The sequence below is a fragment of the Pseudomonas sp. genome, assembly GCF_036404235.1.
Classification (GTDB): Bacteria; Pseudomonadota; Gammaproteobacteria; order Pseudomonadales; family Pseudomonadaceae; genus Aquipseudomonas.
The window spans coordinates 1-20,546 of sequence record NZ_DASWOT010000137.1 but is presented as its reverse complement, the minus strand read 5'-3'; the positions used below and the strand labels follow the sequence as shown (position 1 = coordinate 20,546).

Sequence of the window (20,546 nt, the reverse complement as noted above, 5' to 3'; positions counted from 1 at the left end):
TCGGGCACGGGATGACGTCGCGTCTCCCGGGCTTTTGTCCCGCCGTGTAGTCCTTTCCCTAGGACCGGAAAACTCTCGGACCAGCACTCACCTTCGTGAGCCGGAACCCTAGTTCGCCTTGATGAAGCTCCTGTGTCTCTAGCGCCGCCCATCGAGCATTGATCGTCGGCGCTAGCGTCATGAGTGTGTGTCGGACTCATCCCGTGAGTGCAGACAGAGCAGAATGCATGCCAGCTCCGGCCTGCTGTCACAAACTCTAATTAAAACAGACGGTTACTGTACGAGCGTGCGTTCGATGGGTGGAGGGGCATCGTCGCTGATGCACACAAACAGTTCCCGCCGCTCTGCGACGGAGCCGTGCGTTTTCGTTTTTGTGTAACTCAAGTTGCCAAATCCGGGATGTATGCAGCCCGCTCGACCTGCCTATGCTGAGCCTGCCTTTTTTTGGAGCCTGCTCATGTCCGATTTTCCCCAGCCGGTCGACGCCGCCGAAGTTCCGCGTTTCGCGGGCATACCGACCTTCATGCGCCTGCCGATCTTCGATGACCCGGCTGACGTGCAGATCGCGCTGGTGGGAGTGCCTTGGGACGGTGGCACCACCAACCGCGCCGGTGCCCGACATGGCCCGCGTGAAGTACGCAACATGTCCAGCCTGATGCGCAAGGTTCATCACGTCAGCCGTATCGCGCCCTACGACCTGGTGCGGGTCGGCGAATTGGGCGATGCGCCGGTCAACCCCATTGATCTTCACGATTCACTCAAGCGTATCGAGGGCTTTTTCACCCGCATTCATGATGCGGGCGCGGTGCCGCTCAGTGTTGGCGGCGATCACTTGGTGACGCTGCCAATCTTTCGTGCCCTGGCCCGTCACCGGCCCATTGGCATGGTGCATTTCGACGCGCATTCGGACACCAACGACCGTTACTTCGGCGACAACCCGTACACCCACGGCACGCCGTTTCGCCGGGCCATCGAAGAGGGCTTGCTCGACCCCAAACGTACGGTACAGATCGGTATTCGCGGCTCGATCTACGACCCTGGCGACGAAGCCTTCGCCCTTGAACACGGCATTCGGGTGATTCACATGGAAGAGTTCGCTGACCTTGGCGTCGAGGCCACGCTGGCAGAGGCGCGACGTGTGGTGGGTGATGGCCCGACGTATTTGAGTTTTGACGTGGATGTACTCGACCCGGCCTTCGCTCCCGGCACCGGCACCCCTGAAATCGGTGGCATGACCACCTTTCAGGCGCAGCAATTGATCCGTGGTTTACGCGGCCTGGACCTGATTGGTGCCGACGTGGTGGAAGTCTCGCCCCCCTTCGATCTGGGCGGCGCCACGGCGTTGGTCGGCGCGACCATGATGTTCGAGTTGTTGTGCATCCTGGCCGAGTCGGTCAAGGCGCGGGCGGATCGTGCCGCCAGCGTGGTCGACAGTGCGCGGGTATTGAGCCTGTGAATTATCTGGTGACGGGCTCAAATGGCTTTCTCGGACAGGAAGTGGTGCGCCAGTTGCTCGCCGCCGGGCATCGAGTCAGTGGGTATGACCGCAGCCTGATGCCAGCCATCGAGCACGCCGAGTATCTGTATCGGCAGGGCGATCTGGCAGATCTGTCCAGCCTGCTTGAGTGCTGCCGCGCGGCATCGCCCGTCGCGATCATCCACACGGCAGCGATTTCCCATCCGGTGGATTCGCGACGTATTGCGCTGCAAACCGTGTTGACCAATGCCGTAGGCACCACCCATGTGCTGGAGTGCGCTCGTTTGAGTGGTGTGAAACGGGTGGTTAACCTGAGTTCCGAGTGTGCGTATGGCCCGAATCGCGATTTGGGGGTCATTGACGAAGACGCGCCCCTGGCGCCATCGACACCGTATGGTTGCACCAAGGTCTTCACCGAGTTGCTCGGCAACGTTTACAGCGACCTGTATGGCGTCAGCGTGGTGTCGTTGCGCCCCGGCTGGATCTACGGACCCGGTCAGGTGATGCAGTGTTACCTCAAGACCCTGCTGCGCAACGCCATCGACGGCACCGTGCTGGACGAGCCCGAGGGCGGGGATTATCGGTTTCAATACGTTCACGTCAGCGATGTCGCAGCCGCCTGTGTGCAGGCGGCGCAGGTCGATGAGGGCCAGTTGAGTCAGCGGGTTTTCAACATCACGGCGGGCGATCAACGCAGTTATCGCGAGGTGTCTGAGTTGGTCTTGAAACGCTATCGCACGGCGCACTTCAGGCTTGGTTCCGGAACACTGGACGTCCTCGACGACAACGCCCGCTTCGACATCAACGCAGCGGCCGAACAGCTCGGCTACCGTGCGCACTACAGCCTGGAACGCGGCATCGAGATGTACGCCGACTGGCTGGAAACACATCCTTATTGACAGAGCGAGCGCTAATGAAAACGTTTCTGGTGACAGGTGCTGCGCAAGGCATCGGCAATGCCATCGCCCGAGGTCTCGCAGAACCGGGCGATCGTGCGATTCTCAATGACCTGCAACCGAGCGCTGCGCTGTCGCAACTGGCCGAGCAACTGTGCGCACGCGGGGTCGATGTTGTATTGGCCCTGGGTGACGTCGCCGATCCGGCCACCGCAGAAGCGGCGTTCGCCGGGCTTGAGCGTCTGGACGTGCTGGTCAACAACGCGGGCATTCTCGACGAGTCACCCATCACCGAGATGAGCCTGGCGCAGTGGGACCGGATCATTCAAGTACACCTGTACGGCGCTTTCCATTTCTGTAAAGCCGCTGCGGCGTTGATGAAGCGGCAGGGCAGCGGTGCAATCGTCAACATCGCCTCGGACCTCGGCCAACTCGGCTGCGCCAATCTCTGTCATTACTCGGCGGCCAAAGGCGGGATCATCGCCCTGACCAAGTCCCTGGCGCGAGAGTTGGCGCCCTTTGGCGTCAGGGTCAACGGCGTCGCGCCGGGTGGCGCATTGACGCCGATGGTCGAGCGGTTGGGCGAGGACTACATTCGCGAAGAGGCTGCGCGTTATCCGCTGCAACGCCTGGGCACGGCGCAAGAAATCGCCGCTGCGGTGGTGTTCCTCGCCTCGTCACAGGCCAGCTTCATGACCGGGCAAATCCTCGGGGTCAACGGCGGGGGCGTGATGAATGGCTGATGCGGTTGAGCAGGTCAAGCGTGCGCGGATTTCGCCGGATGCTGTAGCCTTCAGCAAAACCCGTTCACGAGGCCACCATGCTCGGCAATTTCAACGACATCGACCTGCGCATGCTGCGAATCTTCTGCACCATCGTCGAGGCGGGCGGCTTCACGGCGGCTCAGGTGCGCCTCAATACCAGCCTGCCGCGCTTGAGCGTGCTGGTTCGCGACCTGGAAATTCGTCTCGGCTATTCCCTGTGTAAACGCGGCAAGGGTGGCTTTCAACTGACCGAAGACGGCGAGCAGACCTACAAGGCCGCGCAAGAGCTGTTCGCCAACGTCTCACACTTTCGCCAGCGCACCGAAGCCATCGGCGACCGCGACCGCGAAGTGCTGCCCATTGGCATGGTTGACAGCCTGATCACCCACGAGCAAATGCTCATCCCCCGAACGCTTGCGATCTACCGCAAGCAAAGCCCAGGCACCCGGATTGACCTGCACGTCATGCGCCCCGACGAACTCGAACAAGCAGTGCTCGAAGAACGCCTGTCATTGGCCATCGGCGCTTTCCATCACCAACTTTCCGGGTTGCGCTACGAGCCTGTGTTCAACGAGGACCAGCATCTGTATTGCAGCAACGAACACCCGTTCTTCAGCACCGAGCCCAGCGTGGAAGACATCGGCCTGGCTGACTATGTCGAACGTGGCTACATGGCCGAAAGCCGCCGCCCCTTCGACATCAAGTTCCGCCACGCCATCAGCGCCTGGTCCATGGAAGCGATTGCGACGCTGATCTTTTCCGGCACCTACATCGGCTACCTGCCCAGCCACTACGCCCAACCCTGGGTCGAAAAAGGTCGCCTTCGCGCCATGCTCGCTGACCGGCTGGGCTATCAGTCGGCGTTCCACTGCGTCACCCGCCAGGGCGGGGAGTTGAAGGCAGGCGCAGCCCGGTTTTTTGAGATATTGCTCAGCGTACGAGACGGCTAGGGGCTGTTGCCGTTTGGTGGAGGCTCACACCCAAACAGCAACAGATCCTAGCTGGTTTTATCCAGCCGAAACGGCGCAGTGCCCTGGTGATTGTTGGCCTCTACCAACCTGATCAATTGCAGCAGAAACTGCTGGCGTTGATCTTCGGGGATACCTTCGACAGTACGGTCATGGGCACGCTGTACGCTGGCGTCCATCTTCTTCAGCAAATAAAGCCCCTTGCGACTCAACTTGACCAACTTGACCCTGCGGTCCTGAGTGCTCTGGCGACGGGTCAGCAATTGGCGGGCCTCCAGGCGCGGGATGACTTCCGCGACGCTGGTGCGCTCCAGGCCGATCTCTTGCGCCAGGGTGTTCTGGTCCATTTCCCCGTGGGTGCCCAGGGCGGTCATCAGGCTGTATTGCACGGGGGTAATGTTGTACTCGCGGGTTTCGTCGAGAAACAGCCCGCAATGGATCTGGTGCAGTCGACGGATCAGGAAACCCGGCCTGCCGAGCAGTGCGGAGCGGCTGATGGCTGCGTCCAGTTCGGCGTTTACGTCATCGGTGGGTGCTTTGCTCATAACCATTCAATCGCTTGTCGGAAAAGGTATCGGGGCGTGCCGGCCGACATCATATCCGCTTGCCAAACGTGTGGCTCGCAGACATTGGTTGGCCGGGAGGGAGGGGCGGTTCAGAAGGGGAATTCACGTTTGCCCATCTGCAGGGTCACCCATTTGACTTCGCTCATTTCGTCCATGGAGGCCATGCCACCCTCGCGGCCGAAACCGCTGTTCTGATTGCCGCCAAAGGCAATGTGCGGCTCGTCCGAAATCGTGGTGTCGTTGATGTGGACCATGCCAGCCTGCGAGCGTTGAGAGAAGCTCATGGCCTTTTGCAGGTCATTGGTGATGATGGCAGCGCTCAGGCCGTATTGGGTATCGTTGGCCAGTGCCAGCGCGTGCTCAAAGTCGCTGGCCCGATAGATTGCCGTTACCGGGCCGAAGGATTCCTCGTCATAGATGCGCATGTCGGGCGTGACGTCGACCAGCACCGTCGCTGCAAAATATGGCCCGTCGTGGCTACCCCCGGCCAGCACACGGGCGCCTTTGCCGAGGGCGTCGTCGATTTGCGCCATGATGAAGCCGCACTGTTGCGGGCGAATCAGCGGGCCGATCACCGTGGCCGGATCGCGAGGGTCGCCCACCTTGATGGACCTGGCCTTGGCTGCGAACGCCTCGCAGAAGCGCTCATAAAGCCCGTCCTCGACGATGATCCGTGAATTGGCCATGCACACCTGGCCCTGGTGGTAGAACACACCGAATGCTGCAGCATCGACCGCGTAGGTAAGTTCGGCGTCGGCCAATATCACCAGCGGGCTCTTGCCGCCCATTTCCAGGCACACTTTCTTCATGTGTTTGCCCGCTTCTGCGGCGATCAGGCGCCCTACTTTATTGGAGCCGGTGAACGTCACCATGCGCACCCGTGGATCGCTCACCAAACGCTCGCCGACTATCTGCGCGGAGCCCGGAATCACATTGAACACCCCGGCAGGCAAGCCGGCTTCTTCGAAAATAGCGGCGATCTTCAGGCCAATCAGCGGCGCCAGTTCCGAGGGCTTGAGAATGAAGGTATTTCCCGCCGCCAGGGCGAAGGCGATTTTCTTCATCGACAGCAGCAAGGGCGAGTTGAACGGTGCGATGCCGGCAATTACCCCCAGAGGGCTGCGCACCGTCATGCCGATCTGGCCGGGCGAGCAGGTGGGGAACGTTTGGCCATTGGGCTGGCGGGTGCAGGCGGCGGCGCTGCGCAGGCACGATACGGCGTAACCCACTTCCCAAGGCGCCTTGAGGAAGGTCGAGCCGGTTTCTTCGATCAATAAATCGCGCAGTTCGTCGGCCCGGGCCTGGATGATGTCGGCGGCCTTGAGCAACAAGGCTTCGCGTTCGGCAACCAGCACCTGTGCCCAGCTCACGCGGGCCATATGCGCCGCCGCAATCGCATCCTCTACATCGGCGGCGCTGGCTTGTGCTACGTAGGCGAAGCATTCGCCCGTGGCAGGATTGATGTCCTCGTCCACTTCGCCGTGACTGCTGGCGCGCCATTGGCCATCGATAAACAGGGGGTGTACCTGCAATTGCACGGGTTGTAGAAGGCTGTTCATTTGGGGAATCTCGACTGGTTGCCCGGGATGTAAGTGAGATGCACAAACCATACCCGGCTGGTTGGCCCCTATCTATTGCGTTGCTGCGCATCCAGGGGGGGCAGTTGATGCTCATGTAAGAGGCATGCCACATAATTGGCGCGCCCTGAAGTGGCATCTCGTCGCGGCTGCGTTGTATCGAGGGAACAACTTGAGTCCGACGGCGCCAGCAGGCAACTGCCGTCAAGCCCCTCTGGATGATGTCTGGAGCTTTTTTGCCATGGGCACAATCCAGTCTGGCGATAAGTGTGGCATGCCACTTGCTTTTCGTGGTGATGAGCGCAGCGCATTGCCCAACTTACAACCCCTGGACGCGATTAGCGGATGAGGAGCGCCCCATGACAGTACATGCCAACGAGCCACCGGCGTTGCGCCATTTCGATTTCATTGTGTGCGGGGGCGGGACCGCTGGCGGCGTTGTCGCCGCACGCCTGGCCGCCAATCCAGATGTTCAGGTGTTGCTCCTGGAAGCCGGAGGTGATGAGCGCGTGGAGGCGGTCCGTGACTCGCGGTTGTGGATGCAAAACATCGGCAGTGAACGCGACTGGAACTTCCGCTCGCAACCCTGCGCGGCACTCAATGGCCGCACGCCACCCTTGCCCATGGGCAAAGTATTGGGCGGCGGCAGCAGTACCAACGGGCTGATTTGGGCCCGAGGGCACAAGCATGACTACGACCACTGGGCGGCGGTTTCCGGCGATGAGGGCTGGAGCTATGCATCGGTAGTGCAAGCCTATCAACGCATCGAACGCTGGCGAGGGCCGGCGGACCCGTTGCGCCGTGGCAGTGATGGGCCGTTCGAGGTCAGCTTGCCGCACGATCCCAATCCAGTGGCGCTGGCCCTGGCTGACGCTGCCCATGCCTACGGTATAGAGCAGGTGGCGGACCTCAACGGGGCGGCCATGGAAGGCGAGGGCGCCAGCGGCATTCCCAACGTGGCGGTCACCGGCGATTGCCAGCGCGTGTCGGTGGCCAGCGCCTATCTGCGGCCGGTGCTGGACCAACCCAACCTGACCGTGGTGCTGGGCGCCGTGGTGCAACGTGTGCTGCTTGACGGTCGCAGGGCGGTAGGCGTGAGCGTTCAAAGTCACGGGCAGTACTGGGAAGCCCGGGCCAGCAGCGAAGTGATTCTTTCGCTGGGGGCCATCAACACCCCCAAGGTGCTGATGTTGTCCGGTATCGGCCCCAGCGAGCACCTCGCCGAGCATGACATTGCTTGTGTCCAGCATCTGCCCGGTGTCGGGCAGAATTTTCAGGACCATATCCTGGTTGCCGGCTGCGTGTGGGAGTACCGCACCCCGCAGGCGCCACGCAACAATTCAGCCGAATTCACCTTCTTCTGCAAAAGTGCGGCGCATCTTGCTGCACCCGATTTGCAGCCGGTGCTTGAAGAGTGCGCCTTTGGCAGCGAGATCACCCGGGCACAATACGGCTTGCCCAGTGATCCGAGTTTGGCCTGGACCCTGGCACCCGGTCTGGTACGCCCGCACAGCCGGGGGCAGATCCTGCTCGGTGGCCGGGAAATGGTCGATCCGTTGCGCATCGAGGCGAACTTTCTCAGTGATGAGCGCGATGTCACCGCGCTGCTGCGTGCCATCGAGATCTGTCGTGACCTGGGCAATAGCACGGCGCTGGCGCCCTTCGTCACACGCGAATTAATGCCCGGCCCTCTGCGAGGCGAGGCACTGGTGCGTTTCTTGCGCGATGCGGCAGGCACCTATTTCCACCAGACGTGTACGGCGAAAATGGGCCGTGATGAAGCCTCGGTGGTCGACGGCCAGTTGCGGGTCTACGGTGTCGCCAATCTGCGCATCGCCGACGGCTCGATCATGCCCGACATCACCACCGGCAACACCATGGCGCCGTGCGTGATGATCGGCGAACGCGCCGCGCAAATGCTGCTTGCCGCCCATGGACTGTGAGGCCCGCAGGAGCGATCAAGAGGCCAGACTTGAACGCAAACGCAGCAGCGTGACGCGGAAAAAAAGGCCACGCCGATCATCGTCAGCGCCAGGTGTCTTGCTGGCGATCTGCACTTTGGTGGCTTCCAGGCGGCCGTTGCTCACAACGAAATCCAGCGGCAGTGTGGGTTGTAGCCAGCGCCAGTAACCGAACCCCCTACCCGCTATTGCCAGGATCAACATAGCCGGACAGCAAGCGATCCATTTGCGATGCGTTACTGGCATAAAAACATTCCCCCGTGCTAGAACGGGCAGTTCACGCCGTTTATCCGATAGACCGTTTGATCTTTATCAATTGACTGTCTTGCTCATTGGGCGTCTCTTGTTACAACGCTCAACACCCAGACCGGGCGAGTGATCACGCCATGCGGCGTTGAAATAATTGAGTCGGGACGCGGCCACACGTTTTGATCTATATCAAGCGCAACTGTCACCGACAGCCAACAATGACCGGCACATTCGTAGGAGGAATGATCCTCTGCGCGCTCTTCAATTCGACGGAGATGTGACATGGCTGACACCGAGCGGTTACTGCTGATCGCCACGCCCTTAATGAACCGTACTCCCGCGTTCGACCGAGCGGCCGCCTTGGCCAGGGTGAGGTCTGCGGCGCTGCACATCGTCGCGTTCGATTATGTCGAGGGCATCGCGAGCGCCGGACTGGTCAACGAGACAGCCATCAACGAAATGCGTGAAGGCTACCTGCACAGCCATCGCGAGTGGCTTGAAGAAGAGGCCAAAGGGATCCGGCACCTGGGCATTCAGGTCACCACGGAGGTGATCTGGGTGGCGCGCCCGTTTGAAGAGATTCTGACCTACATTCAGGAACTCAAGCCGTCGATGGTCATCAAGGACTTGCAGCATGAGTCGTGGCTCACTCGCGCATTTTTCACCACGCTGGATATGCGGTTGTTGCACGATTGCCCTGTGCCGTTGCATCTGGTGGCCAAGGTTCAGCACGGTATTCCACGCAAGATTCTGGCGGCGGTGGATCCTTTCCGCCTGGAGGATCAATTTGAGCACTTGAACGACAGAATCATCACCACCGCAGAAACCCTCGCAGAGCAATGCAACGCCCAATTGCACCTTCTGTATGTCTATGACCTGTCCTATATCTATGCTATGGACGGCGGTATGGGGGAAGCCTCGTCGGTGGTGGATACGTTGTACGAGAAAGAAAGCGAAACCTTCGGGCGGTTGGCTGATAGCTATGGCGTACCCGAGGATCGCAGGCATCTGATCATGGGTAATCCGGCCAAGGTTATTGAGTCGCTCGTCGTCAGCGCCGGTATCGATGTCGTTGTGCTGGGAACAGTGCATCGCGATGTGATGAACAAACTGATGGGCAGTACCACTGAGCAACTGGCCAACCACCTGCCCAGCAGCCTATTGACGGTCAACCCGCGAAGCGCTCAGCCGTAAAGGTTTTTGCGTTTGCAGTGTCGGCTCGGTTTTTTAACTGTTTGAACTTTAATACGCGGTGCGGTGAACCGAGCCCGGATGACACGCGGTGCAATCGTTGCATCCATGTGTTGCGGCAGCGGTGGGGCCGGCGCGCAGAATCGAGACGGAGACGCTTGTGCCTGCTTATGAACATAGCAACGATCATTTTGAAACGCTGCGCCAGTTGGCATTCGATTTGGGCATCCGCTGGTCCAGCGTTAACGAGGACATTTGGCGGCAGTTGAATCCTGAAGTCTGGGAAATGACGCACAACCCCTGTCAGGTCTTGAATACCGTATCGCGGGAAAAAATCGACCAGCATTTGGTAAATGGCAAGTTTCGTGCTCGCGTGCAACGGATTGCCGAGCACTACAACAAGCAGCTTGCCGCGCCCACTTGGTTTACTGAGAAGGAACTTGGGAAAACGCTGGGGCAGGTCGCCTATTTCTCGATGGAGTACATGCTGAGCGAAGCGCTGCCGATTTATTCAGGTGGGCTAGGCAATGTGGCGGGTGACCAACTGAAAGCTGCCAGCGATCTTGGGGTCCCGGTGATTGCCGTCGGCATGCTCTGGCAGCACGGCTACTTTCGCCAGGAGATCGACAGCCAGGGTGCCCAGCACGCACTGTTCCCGGTCAATGACACTTGGCAATTGCCCATCAAGCCTCTGTTACGACCCGATGGCAGCCTGTTGCGACTGGCGATAGAAATGCCGGGGCTGACCCTCTGGCTGCGAGGCTGGCAGGTGACGGTCGGGCGCAACAAACTGCTGTTGATCGACAGCAATGACCCTGCCAACCCTGTTCCTGTGCGCTTGATCACCGAACAACTGTATGGCGGCGATAACGAAATGCGACTGCGCCAGGAGATCGTCCTGGGCATCGGTGGCTGGAGGTTGTTAGAAGCTGCGGGGTACAACCCGCATGTCTGTCACCTCAACGACGGGCATGCGGCCTTTGCCGTGCTGGAGCGTGCGCGCAGTTATATGCGCGCGCATCAGGTGCCGTTCGAGGTGGCACTCACCGCAACACGGGCGGGCAACCTGTTCACCACACACACCCCGGTGACGGCTGGGTTCGACTGTTTCTCAGCGCAATTGATCGGCAAATACCTGGGACGTTATATCGAAAAAGAGCTGGGTCAAACATTCGCCGAGTTCATGGCATTGGGGCAGGAAACCGGCAGCAATCCCGACTCCCCGTTCAATATGGCGTTTCTGGCCGTGCATTGTGCCGGTGGGGTGAATGCAGTCAGCCAGCTCCATGGCGAAACCAGTCGTCGAATTTTCGAGCCGCTGTTCAAGCGTTTCCCGCCTGAGCAAGTGCCCATTGGGCACGTCACCAATGGCATACACCTACCGACCTGGGTGTCGTTGGAGGCCGAAGAGCACTGGCGAGCGCTGCATGGCGGCCAGACTCCGTGGCGCGGGGAGAGTGATGGGAAGGTGGAGCAACTGCTCGCCGAAGTTGACGACTCCCTTGTATGGCAAATGCGGCAACAGGCACGGGCATCGCTGATTATATTTGTACGCGAGCAACTGGCGCGCAGTGACGCTGTTCATGGAGAGTCGATAGAGGTGACCCAATCTGCGGGCGCTCGGCTTGACCCAAACGTTTTGACATTAGGGTTTGCGCGGCGTTTTGCCGCCTATAAGCGGCCTAATCTGCTCTTGCAGGACCCTGAGCGGCTGTTGCGCATCCTCAATCATCCCACTCGCCCGATCCAACTGCTCATAGCCGGCAAGGCCCATCCCTCTGACTTGGGCGGTCAGGAGATGATCAAGCAATGGCAATCGTTCATCAAGCGTCCCGAAACCCAGGGGCGGGTGGCATTTCTTGAAGACTACGATATGCGCATTGCCCGGCATTTGGTTCAGGGCGTGGATGTCTGGGTGAACACCCCGCGCCGTCCCTGGGAAGCCTGTGGTACCAGCGGCATGAAGATACTGGCCAACGGTGGGCTGAACCTGTCACAACTCGATGGTTGGTGGGCTGAGGCATTCGCCGATGACCTGGGCTGGGGCGTCGGCGATGGTGGGGAGCACGGCCCCGAGCACGACGTCGTCGATGCTAATCAGCTTTACTCGCTGATCGAGGAGGAGCTGGCCCCAGAGTTTTATGAGCGTAATAGCTCGAATGAGCCGCACCGTTGGATCAGCCGCATACGCCGCAGTATGGGGCAACTGGTCGCTCAATTCTCGGCGGACCGGGCTGTGCGCGACTATGTCGAGCGCTATTACGTTCCGTTGGCAGAGGGTTACAACCGCAGAACCAAGAACCAATGCGCACTGGCGACTGAGCAGACAAGCATGCTCAAGGACATTGCCCAGTGGTGGTCCAACGTTCGGATTGTGGGCTCAGCTTGCCGTCGCACCAACGCCGGCTACGATATACAGCTTGAAGTTGAGCTGGCGGGCATAGCACCGCAGCTTCTGCGTATACAGCTTTACAGGGCCGGAGACGAACAAGGGCCTGCACGCACGTGGGATCTGGCGCGGTACTGCGACACCGCCGATCATACTGCCGCCTTATACAGCGGTATGGTGCCCGATGATTGCCCGGACAGTTTCTATACCGGACGTATCATCGTTGATGATGGGACGGGACTGTCAGTGCCTCTGGAGGCCCCCTTGATTGTCTGGCAGAAGTGATGCGCAAGATCGCTTGAAGTCCGCCACCACGTGGGCTTCAAGCGCGGGGCGGCATCACGCGATCAGGATGTAGTTTTCGACATGCATGACACCCGGTACTGCCCACGCGGCATTCTCGGCGGCTTTACGCTCACGCCAGAGATGGACATGGCCTTCGAGTTTCACGGTTTTTCCCTCCACCGATACACGGATTTTACTGGCGTCCAGTTCCGCGTTTCGCGCCAAAGCGCTGTCGATGCGTGCCTTGATATCTGTGAGATTGACTTTGGGCTTAACAATCAACATGTTGTTGATCCCGGCGACACCGGCCAGCTTGCGTACTGCGCTTTGCGCGGCTTCTTTCTGATATTGCCAATCCACTTCGCCTTCAAGGGTGACCCAGCCTTGCTGAACCTTGATCTGCATCCGGTCTTCAGGAATGGCACTGTTCCAGCGAATGACATCCAGACAGCGTGACGCAATGACCTCGTCGCCTAAATCAAGATCGCTGGGCACGCGAACTTCGATTTCTTCGGCCACCGCCTTCACACCCTTAACGCTTTTGACTGCTTGCTCGGCAGCAATTTTTTCGGCGTAAGTTCGGACATGCCCCGTGAGACAAACCACACCGTTCTCTATGGCAACACCAATAGCAGCTGCATCGACATGGGGCTGGAATTCAAGCTCGTCGAGAATGGTTCGCCGCAATGCTAAATCGTTCATGTTCACTCCTGATAAATGCGCTGATGACGGGTATGGCATTGAGCGCCAACGGACGCTGGTTATTAAATTCTTATCGAGAAAGAAAACGTTGAGCCTTGTCAGAGTTTAATGAATGAACACGATTGCACGGCAGGTATCGATATTGGCCGGGCGCAGTGGTTCGCACACAGTGTGTCTACGAGGCTTTATGACTTTAGTCAATAAACGTGCCTGGCATACCCTGCACTCTGTATGCTGACAATCGTCTTGTGTGAGCAACTGCAGGGGGTTGCACGCAGGCGATATCCGTTGTGCAGATACCGAGGGTATTGGCGATGAAGGCTTCCGATCAATCCATTTATGTGTTTGACAGTCATCACGACGCTGAAGAGGCTATACGATCCCTCAGCAAGGCGGGGTTTGATGTTAAGCAACTCTCCCTGGTGGGTAAGGGCTATCACAGTGAAGAACATCCGATAGGGTTTTACTCCACAGGTGACCGGATCAAAACCTGGGGCGCCACAGGAGCGTTCTGGGGTGGTATCTGGGGCATGCTGATTGCGCCCGCAGTGTTTTTATTGCCGGGAGTGGGGCTTCTGGCGATGGCTGGCCCCATCGTGTCAGTGCTGGTCGGTGCGCTTGAAGGTGCGATCCTTGTGGGCGGCATTTCGGTGGTGGGGGCTGTGCTCAAGGGCATTGGTGTCGAGGACGATCAAGTCGTCAAATATGAAACGGCGCTCAAAGCGGACAAATACTTGTTGATTATCCATGGCACGCCGCAAGAGCGTTCCAAAGCTCAGACCGTGTTGCACACCTGATCGCCGAGGGAGTTGCTATGCATGCCATGGTTTTGCACAAAACAGGAGAGCCACTGGTGTACTGCCAGTTGCCCGATCGCAGCCCGGGGCCTGGGCAAGTACTCATTAACGTGGGCGCTTGCGGAGTATGCCGTACCGATCTGCATGTGGTTGACGGCGAGCTTTCTCATCCTCATCTGCCGTTGATTCCTGGTCATGAGATCGTAGGGCGCATAGCAGCGCTGGGTGCTGGTGTGACGCAATTGTCGGTGGGTGATCGTGTCGGCGTTCCCTGGCTGGGCCAGACGTGTGGTCACTGCGGCTACTGCCTTTCTCACCGCGAAAACCTGTGCGACCACCCGGCGTTTACCGGGTACACGATCGATGGCGGGTTTGCGACATCGGTCATTGCGAACGCTCAGTATGTTTTTTTGCTGGGTGAAAGTGGGACGGATGAGTCGCTGGCGCCCTTGTTATGCGCAGGTTTGATTGGCTGGCGGGCTTTATCGATTGCAGGTCCCGGTAAGCGCCTGGGGCTTTATGGCTTTGGTGCTGCCGCGCACATCATCACTCAGGTCGCGATAAAACAGGGGCGCGATGTTTTTGCATTCAGTCGGCCAGGTGATACCGATGCTTGTTCATTTGCCAAAGAGCTGGGTGCGATTTGGGCAGGTGGTTCAGATGAGTCGCCACCAGAACCATTGGATGTCGCGATTATTTTCGCACCTGTCGGCGCCCTGGTGCCTTTGGCATTGAAAGCGGTCTGCAAGGGGGGGAGAGTGGTCTGCGCCGGTATTCATATGAGCGACATCCCAAGCTTCCCCTATGACTTGCTTTGGGAAGAACGATCACTGGTGTCGGTCGCCAACTTGACGCGCGAGGACGGCATCGAATTTTTCGAGCGCGTGGCCGACATGAACATCACCACGCACACTCGTGGTTATCCATTGCAAGAGGCCAATCAGGCATTGGCTGATTTGCGGGCAGGTGCGTTTCAGGGGGCCGCCGTGCTTATCCCTTGAAGGCGGTCGGTTGGCTTTACGTCGTGTTATCTGGGCCGGGATTTTGATCGCATTGTTCATGAGTCTGGGCCTCTGACCGTCAATGAGAGAGCGCCCGTCGTCGACCTGGCGGGACAAGCCCGGCTCCTACATGTTGGGGCGCAGTTCATGTGGGGCAGTGAAGTGCGTAGGTACTGCCCCGGAATCTCCCTGTTTGCTGAATCGCTCAGAGGAATGGCATGCCTGTAAGCCCCCACATTCCAGACCTCACAAACCCGCAAGGGGGCGATGAAGAGCAACATTACAGTCGTCCCGCGTTATGGATGAGCTGGCTGCTCGGCGCTGCGATGCTGGCGGCTGTGGTCGGCATCACCCTTCAACTCACTGACGTTGAATCCTTCATCCGCTTGCTCAGTCAGGCAGAGCCACTATGGCTGCTGGGTGCATTGGGCCTGCAGGTCCTGACCTACACGGCACAGGGGCAGATCTTTCGTGTGGTACTCAAGGCAGGGGCCAAACAGCTTTCACTGTGGGAGGCGGGCAAACTCAGCCTGATGAAGCTATTCGTCGATCAGGCTCTGCCGTCTTCCGGTATCAGTGGGGCATTTGCGGTCGTTACTTCGTTCATGCGTCTGGGGTTCGCAAGGCCTGTGGTTCTGGCGTGTTTGGTGCTGGATTTGTCCGGCTATTTCCTGGCCTACGGGCTCTCTGTAGGCGTGGCGTTGCTGGTGGTGATGTTTCAGGGACACGCGACGGCGGCAGTGATAACCCTGTGCCTGGTGTTTGTCGCGGTCAGCCTTGCGCTGGCGGTCCTGGTGCCAAGGCTGGCCGGCAACACCGATCTGGCAGGCCGGGTGCCGGGGAAACGTTTTGCCATTGTCCGCAAAAGTATTTCGCTGCTCACGGGCGCAGACAAGCAACTGGTACACAGTCGCAGGCTGCTTTGGCGTATCACGTTGCTGGAATTGGCGATCATTGTGCTGGACAGCGCAACGTTATGGGTACTGGTTCGTGCATTGGGTGTATCGGCAGCGCCTGTGGGGTTGTTTGCCGGGTTCATGTTGGCCAGCGTGTTACGCAGCATTGGCATTGTGCCGGGTGGCCTTGGAGCGTTTGAAGCGGCAGCGGTGGTGACGCTGCATTGGGTCGGGGTGGATATCGCGGTCGCGTTGTCTGCCACGTTGCTGTTTCGTGGTCTGACCTTCTGGCTACCGATGTTGCCTGGCCTGTGGCTGGCGCGCCGCGGGTGGCGCTCGACACCCAAGGACGATGGACCTCACCTTGACGCCGATTACTGGAGCTGCTCGACCACTCAGTTGTTCACTGCATTGCACACCGTCGCGACCGGATTAAGCAGTGAGCAGGCCAAGGCACGAATGCGCGCCGTGCCAACCAACGCCCAGAGTCGACCGCAAGGATTGGTGAGGCTGGTGGTCGAGCAAATGCGTACACCGCTGGTGTTGGTCCTGATCGTAGGCGCGCTGGTGGCCCTGGTGATAGGGGACTGGCTGGACGCAGCGGTTATCTGGTGCATCGTGCTGATCAGTGCGGTGCTCAGTGCCTGGTATGAAAATCGCGCCAGCCGGGCTGTGGAACAACTGCGCAACAAGATCGCGTTGCGCGCAACAGTGCGTCGGGATGGCACTGTCGTTGAGGTTGCTGCCAGTGAAGTGGTGCCCGGTGACATCCTGATGCTCAGCGCGGGCAGCCTGATCGCCGCTGACGGCCGCGTTCTGCAAGCGCTCGATTGCTTCGTCAGTGAAAGCCTGCTGACCGGCGAAACCTTTCCGGTGGAGAAGTGCCCCGGTGATTGCGCCCCCGAGGCCTCCCTGGGCCAGCGCCACAATTGTGTGTTCATGGGCACCTCGGTTCGCAGCGGCACTGCCCAGATACTGGTGACACGCTACGCCGAGGAAAGTGAAATCGGTGAAATCGCCAAGACGTTATCGTTGCGGCCCCCCGCGACAGAATTCGAGCGCGGCTTGCGTCATTTCGGTGGGTTGCTGTTGCGAGTGATGCTGGTGATTACCATCCTGGTGTTCGGTATCAACATCCTGCTGCACCGGCCGCCCCTTGATACGTTGTTGTTCGCCATTGCCTTGTCCATCGGCCTGTCGCCTGAGCTGCTGCCCGCGATCCTCAGCATCACCCTGGCCAAAGGCGCCCAGCGCATGGCCGCCAAAGGGGTCATCGTGCGTCACCTCAATGTCATCGAAAACCTGGGCGCGATGGACATCCTGTGTACCGACAAGACCGGGACCCTGACCCGTGGTGTCGTGGAACTGGACGGTGCCATGGATATCCAGGGTGTGGCCGATCCACAGGTGCTGCAATTGGCAGTGCTCAATGCGAGCCTGCAAACCGGCATGCGTAACGCCATGGACGATGCCATCACCCTGGCGGGCAAAGACATGCTCCCCGGTGATGGCGTTATCAAACGCGACGAAATTCCTTATGACTTCCTGCGCAAACGCCTCAGCGTGGTAGTGACCAATGCCCCTGAGGCCAGTGTGCTGATGGTAACCAAGGGCGCGCTGGACAATGTGCTTGAGGTCTGCACGTATGTGCGCATCGGCGAGCAAACAGTGGTGCTGGACGACACCGAACTGACTGCCATTCGTCAGCGTTTCACAGACTGGAGCGAGCAAGGTTTCCGAGTCCTGGGGATTGCCAGTCGTTCACTGCCGGATCAGGCGCACTATGGGCGCGACGATGAGACAGCGCTGACATTTCGCGGTTTTCTGTTGTTCTTTGATCCGCCAGAGGCTGGAGTCAAGGACACTATTGCCGCCCTCAACAAGCTAGGCGTACAGGTGAAGATCATCAGCGGCGACAGCCACCTGGTCGCCCGTCATGTCGTCGAAGCAGTAGGTTTGCCTGTGCAGCGAATCATCACAGGCTCTGAACTGTCACTGATGAAAGACGAAGCGCTGATGAACCTGGCGCCCTTGACCACGCTGTTCGCCGAGGTTGATCCCAACCAGAAAGAACGCATCATCCGTGCGTTGCAAAAGACCGGACATGTGGTCGGGTACATGGGCGATGGCATCAATGACGCACCTGCGTTGCAGACCGCCGATGTCGGGATTTCCGTGGACAACGCCGCCGATGTGGCCAAGCAGGCCGCTGACTTCGTGCTACTGGAGCACAATCTGGATGTCCTGCGTGAAGGTATCGAGGAGGGCAGGCATACCTTCGCCAATACCCTCAAGTACATTTTCATCGTTTCCAGCGCCAACTTCGGCAACATGATCAGCATGGCCCTGGCATCGTTGGTGTTGCCATTCCTTCCACTTTTAGCCAAGCAGATTTTGCTCAACAACTTTCTGTCCGACATCCCCTCGATGGGGATCGCCAGCGACAACGTTGACCGGGAATGGGAGAACACCCCTCACCGCTGGAACATCGTCGAGATCCGTAACTTCATGGTGGTGTTCGGTCTGGTCAGCTCGGTATTCGACATGCTGACGTTTGGCGTCTTGTATCTGATGGCAGGGTTAGTGCCCGAGCTGTTTCGCAGCGGTTGGTTCGTCGAGTCGTTGCTGACCCAACTGCTGACGATCTTCATCGTACGGACCTACAAACCGTTCTACCGCAGTCGCCCTGCGAAATGGCTGATGGTCAGCGCGCTGGGCATTGGCCTGCTAGCTGTCGGGCTGCCATACAGTCGCGCAGCGCTATGGTTTGGCCTGGTGCCGCTGCCGCTGCACATCCTCGCGGCGGTGTTGACGATCAGCCTGTTTTACATGGTGTCTGCCGAGTGCGTGAAGCGTATCTTCTATCGCCGTCAACGCCTGGCGCGGCCAACCTGACAACTCTTTCACTACCCAAGCCTCACCGCCTCGGCCATCATTTCGCAATCAATCACGTGACAAAATGTCGCAATCGGTCTGACGCGAGTAAGATAGGCAACCTGATTTTCATCTCCCCATTTTTTCGGACGGACCCTTACGCCGAGTTGTCGTGAAACATCGACCTCGAGGAAGCCCCGTTTTCGGACACTTATTGATATGAGCAAACAGAGAAAAGGCGATCACTGAAAATGACCAAGACTTCGCGACCTTTATATATTTCCTACGCTGGCCCTTCCTTGCTGGAGATGCCACTGCTGAACAAGGGCAGTGCATTCACGCCGCAAGAACGCATCGATTTCAACCTGGTGGGTCTGCTTCCACAGAACGTTGAGACCATCGAAGAACAAGTGGCCCGCGTATTCAATCAATACAAGCAGTGCGCCAGCGATCTCGACAAACACATCTACCTGCGCTCGATTCAGGACAACAACGAAACATTGTTCTTCCGTCTGCTGGACTCGCATCTGGACGAGATGCTGCCAATCATTTACACCCCGACGGTCGGCCAGGCCTGTCAGGAATTCTCGAAGATCTACCGCACCCATCGCGGCCTGTTCATTTCCTACCCTGAGCGCGATCGCATCGACGATATCCTGCGCAGCGCGACCAAAGATCGCATCAAGATCATCGTCGTCACCGACAGCGAGCGCATCCTCGGGCTGGGCGATCAGGGCATCGGCGGCATGGGCATTCCAATCGGCAAACTGTCGTTGTATACCGCGTGTGGCGGTATCAGCCCTGCGTATACCCTGCCGATCGTGCTGGATGTCGGCACCAACAATAAAGAACTGCTGGACGACCCGATGTACATGGGCTGGCGCCACGAGCGTGTGACCGGCAAGGAATACTACGACTTCGTTGCGCTGTTTATCGAAGCCGTACAACGCCGCTGGCCAGACGTGCTGTTGCAGTTCGAAGATTTCGCCCAGACCAACGCCATGCCGTTGCTGGAGAAGTACCGCGATGAACTGTGCTGCTTCAACGACGACATTCAGGGCACCGCTTCCGTCGCGGTCGGTACTTTGTTGGCCGCGTGCAAGGCCAAGAATGAAACCCTCGGTCAGCAGCGCGTGGTGTTCCTCGGTGCGGGTTCGGCGGGCTGCGGCATTGCCGAACACATCATCGCCGCCATGGTGATCGAAGGCCTGAGCGAAGCCCAGGCACGCAAGCGTGTCTTGATGGTCGATCGTTTTGGTCTGTTGACCGACAGCATGGACAACTTGCTGGACTTCCAGAAGAACCTCGCGCAGAAAGCTGGAGATGTCGCTGGCTGGGCGAGCGAAGAGGGCTATCCGACGTTGCTGGACGTGGTCCGCAACGGCAAGCCTACCGTGTTGATTGGCGTGTCCGGGCAGCGTGGTTTGTTCACCGAAGAAATCATCCGCGAAATGCACAAGCATTGTGCCAAACCGCTGGTGATGCCGATGTCGAACCCGACCTCGAAAGTGGAAGTCACGCCGCAGGAAGTCCTGACCTGGACCAACGGCGAAGCCTTGGTCGCAACAGGCAGCCCGTTTGCGCCTGTGACCATTGGCGACCGTACGTTCCATATCGCGCAGTGCAACAACTCCTACATCTTCCCGGGCATTGGCCTGGGTGTGATCGCGGTCAAAGCCACGCGCATTACCGACAAGATGCTGATGTCGGCTTCCAATGCGCTGGCTGAATGCTCGCCGATGGTCACAGGGACCGGCGATGCGGTATTGCCGCCGCTCACCGATATCCAGGAAGTCAGCAAGAAAATCGCTTTGGCGGTCGCCAAGCAGGCCCAGGCTGACGGTGTGGCGCTGGAAACCACTGAAGAAATGATCGTGGAGGCGATCGAGCGTAACTTCTGGATGCCGAACTATCGCAGCTATCGTCGTAGCGCCGTGTAATGGAAACAGGGCG

Annotated in this window: 15 protein-coding genes and 1 riboswitch; of the genes, 11 read left to right on the top strand and 4 right to left on the bottom strand. The window is 59.0% G+C overall.

Annotated features, from left to right (window positions below; all coding sequences use genetic code 11):
* Window positions 1–21: 21 nt before the first annotated feature.
* Window positions 22–123: riboswitch (guanidine-I (ykkC/yxkD leader) on the bottom strand.
* Between the two features lie 280 nt (window positions 124–403).
* The 4 genes from speB to VGC62_RS17370 all read left to right on the top strand — a co-directional run bounded on the left by speB (window position 404) and on the right by VGC62_RS17370 (window position 4,087).
* Entirely contained in the window at window positions 404–1,456 is a 1,053-nt protein-coding gene (gene speB / locus VGC62_RS17385; RefSeq protein ID WP_331188316.1) for an agmatinase, read from the top strand.
* Window positions 1,453–2,376 carry an NAD(P)-dependent oxidoreductase gene (locus tag VGC62_RS17380; protein WP_331188315.1) on the top strand — a complete coding sequence of 308 codons (924 nt, stop codon included), beginning with the start codon at window positions 1,453–1,455 and terminating at the stop codon, window positions 2,374–2,376. The genes speB and VGC62_RS17380 overlap by 4 nt, the downstream gene beginning before the upstream one ends.
* Window positions 2,377–2,390: 14 nt before the next feature.
* On the top strand, window positions 2,391–3,116 hold the full coding sequence (locus VGC62_RS17375; protein WP_331188314.1) for an SDR family NAD(P)-dependent oxidoreductase: 726 nt from the start codon (window positions 2,391–2,393) through the stop codon (window positions 3,114–3,116).
* A gap of 77 nt (window positions 3,117–3,193) precedes the next feature.
* A complete protein-coding gene (locus tag VGC62_RS17370) occupies window positions 3,194–4,087 on the top strand; it encodes a LysR family transcriptional regulator (RefSeq protein WP_331188313.1) in 894 nt (297 codons plus the stop codon).
* Window positions 4,088–4,134: 47 nt separating this feature from the next.
* Here the strand turns inward: VGC62_RS17370 and VGC62_RS17365 are convergent, their stop codons facing one another.
* Both VGC62_RS17365 and VGC62_RS17360 read right to left on the bottom strand, forming a co-directional pair.
* Window positions 4,135–4,650, bottom strand: a complete 516-nt coding sequence (locus VGC62_RS17365; RefSeq protein WP_331188312.1) for a MarR family winged helix-turn-helix transcriptional regulator — start codon at window positions 4,648–4,650, stop codon at window positions 4,135–4,137.
* A 110-nt stretch (window positions 4,651–4,760) separates the two neighbouring features.
* Window positions 4,761–6,230, bottom strand: coding sequence for an aldehyde dehydrogenase family protein (locus tag VGC62_RS17360; protein ID WP_331188311.1), 1,470 nt, complete (start codon window positions 6,228–6,230; stop codon window positions 4,761–4,763).
* 377 nt (window positions 6,231–6,607) lie between these two features.
* Here VGC62_RS17360 and VGC62_RS17355 point away from each other — a divergent pair, with 377 nt between their 5' ends.
* Window positions 6,608–8,191, top strand: a complete 1,584-nt coding sequence (locus tag VGC62_RS17355; RefSeq protein ID WP_331188310.1) for a GMC family oxidoreductase — start codon at window positions 6,608–6,610, stop codon at window positions 8,189–8,191.
* A 15-nt stretch (window positions 8,192–8,206) separates the two neighbouring features.
* On the opposite strand, the gene VGC62_RS17350 is transcribed toward VGC62_RS17355, so the two are convergent.
* Window positions 8,207–8,455 (bottom strand): hypothetical protein, encoded by a 249-nt coding sequence (locus VGC62_RS17350; protein WP_331188309.1) that lies wholly within the window; start codon window positions 8,453–8,455, stop codon window positions 8,207–8,209.
* Window positions 8,456–8,740: 285 nt separating this feature from the next.
* Here VGC62_RS17350 and VGC62_RS17345 point away from each other — a divergent pair, with 285 nt between their 5' ends.
* Complete coding sequence (locus tag VGC62_RS17345) at window positions 8,741–9,652, top strand: universal stress protein (protein ID WP_331188308.1); 912 nt, start codon at window positions 8,741–8,743, stop codon at window positions 9,650–9,652.
* 157 nt (window positions 9,653–9,809) lie between these two features.
* Entirely contained in the window at window positions 9,810–12,323 is a 2,514-nt protein-coding gene (gene glgP / locus VGC62_RS17340; RefSeq protein WP_331188307.1) for an alpha-glucan family phosphorylase, read from the top strand.
* Window positions 12,324–12,377: 54 nt separating this feature from the next.
* Here the strand turns inward: glgP and VGC62_RS17335 are convergent, their stop codons facing one another.
* Window positions 12,378–13,025: a BON domain-containing protein gene (locus VGC62_RS17335; protein WP_331188306.1), complete on the bottom strand. Its 648-nt coding sequence runs from the start codon at window positions 13,023–13,025 to the stop codon at window positions 12,378–12,380.
* Between the two features lie 314 nt (window positions 13,026–13,339).
* On the opposite strand from VGC62_RS17335, the gene VGC62_RS17330 reads away from it, so the two are divergent.
* From VGC62_RS17330 to VGC62_RS17315, 4 genes are all read left to right on the top strand, one after another.
* Window positions 13,340–13,822 (top strand): general stress protein, encoded by a 483-nt coding sequence (locus tag VGC62_RS17330; RefSeq protein WP_331188305.1) that lies wholly within the window; start codon window positions 13,340–13,342, stop codon window positions 13,820–13,822.
* Window positions 13,823–13,839: 17 nt separating this feature from the next.
* Entirely contained in the window at window positions 13,840–14,823 is a 984-nt protein-coding gene (locus VGC62_RS17325) for a zinc-dependent alcohol dehydrogenase family protein (RefSeq protein ID WP_331188304.1), read from the top strand.
* 218 nt (window positions 14,824–15,041) lie between these two features.
* Entirely contained in the window at window positions 15,042–18,614 is a 3,573-nt protein-coding gene (mgtA, locus tag VGC62_RS17320; RefSeq protein WP_331188303.1) for a magnesium-translocating P-type ATPase, read from the top strand.
* Between the two features lie 230 nt (window positions 18,615–18,844).
* Window positions 18,845–20,533: an NAD-dependent malic enzyme gene (locus VGC62_RS17315; RefSeq protein ID WP_331188302.1), complete on the top strand. Its 1,689-nt coding sequence runs from the start codon at window positions 18,845–18,847 to the stop codon at window positions 20,531–20,533.
* The last annotated feature ends 13 nt before the right edge of the window (window positions 20,534–20,546 follow it).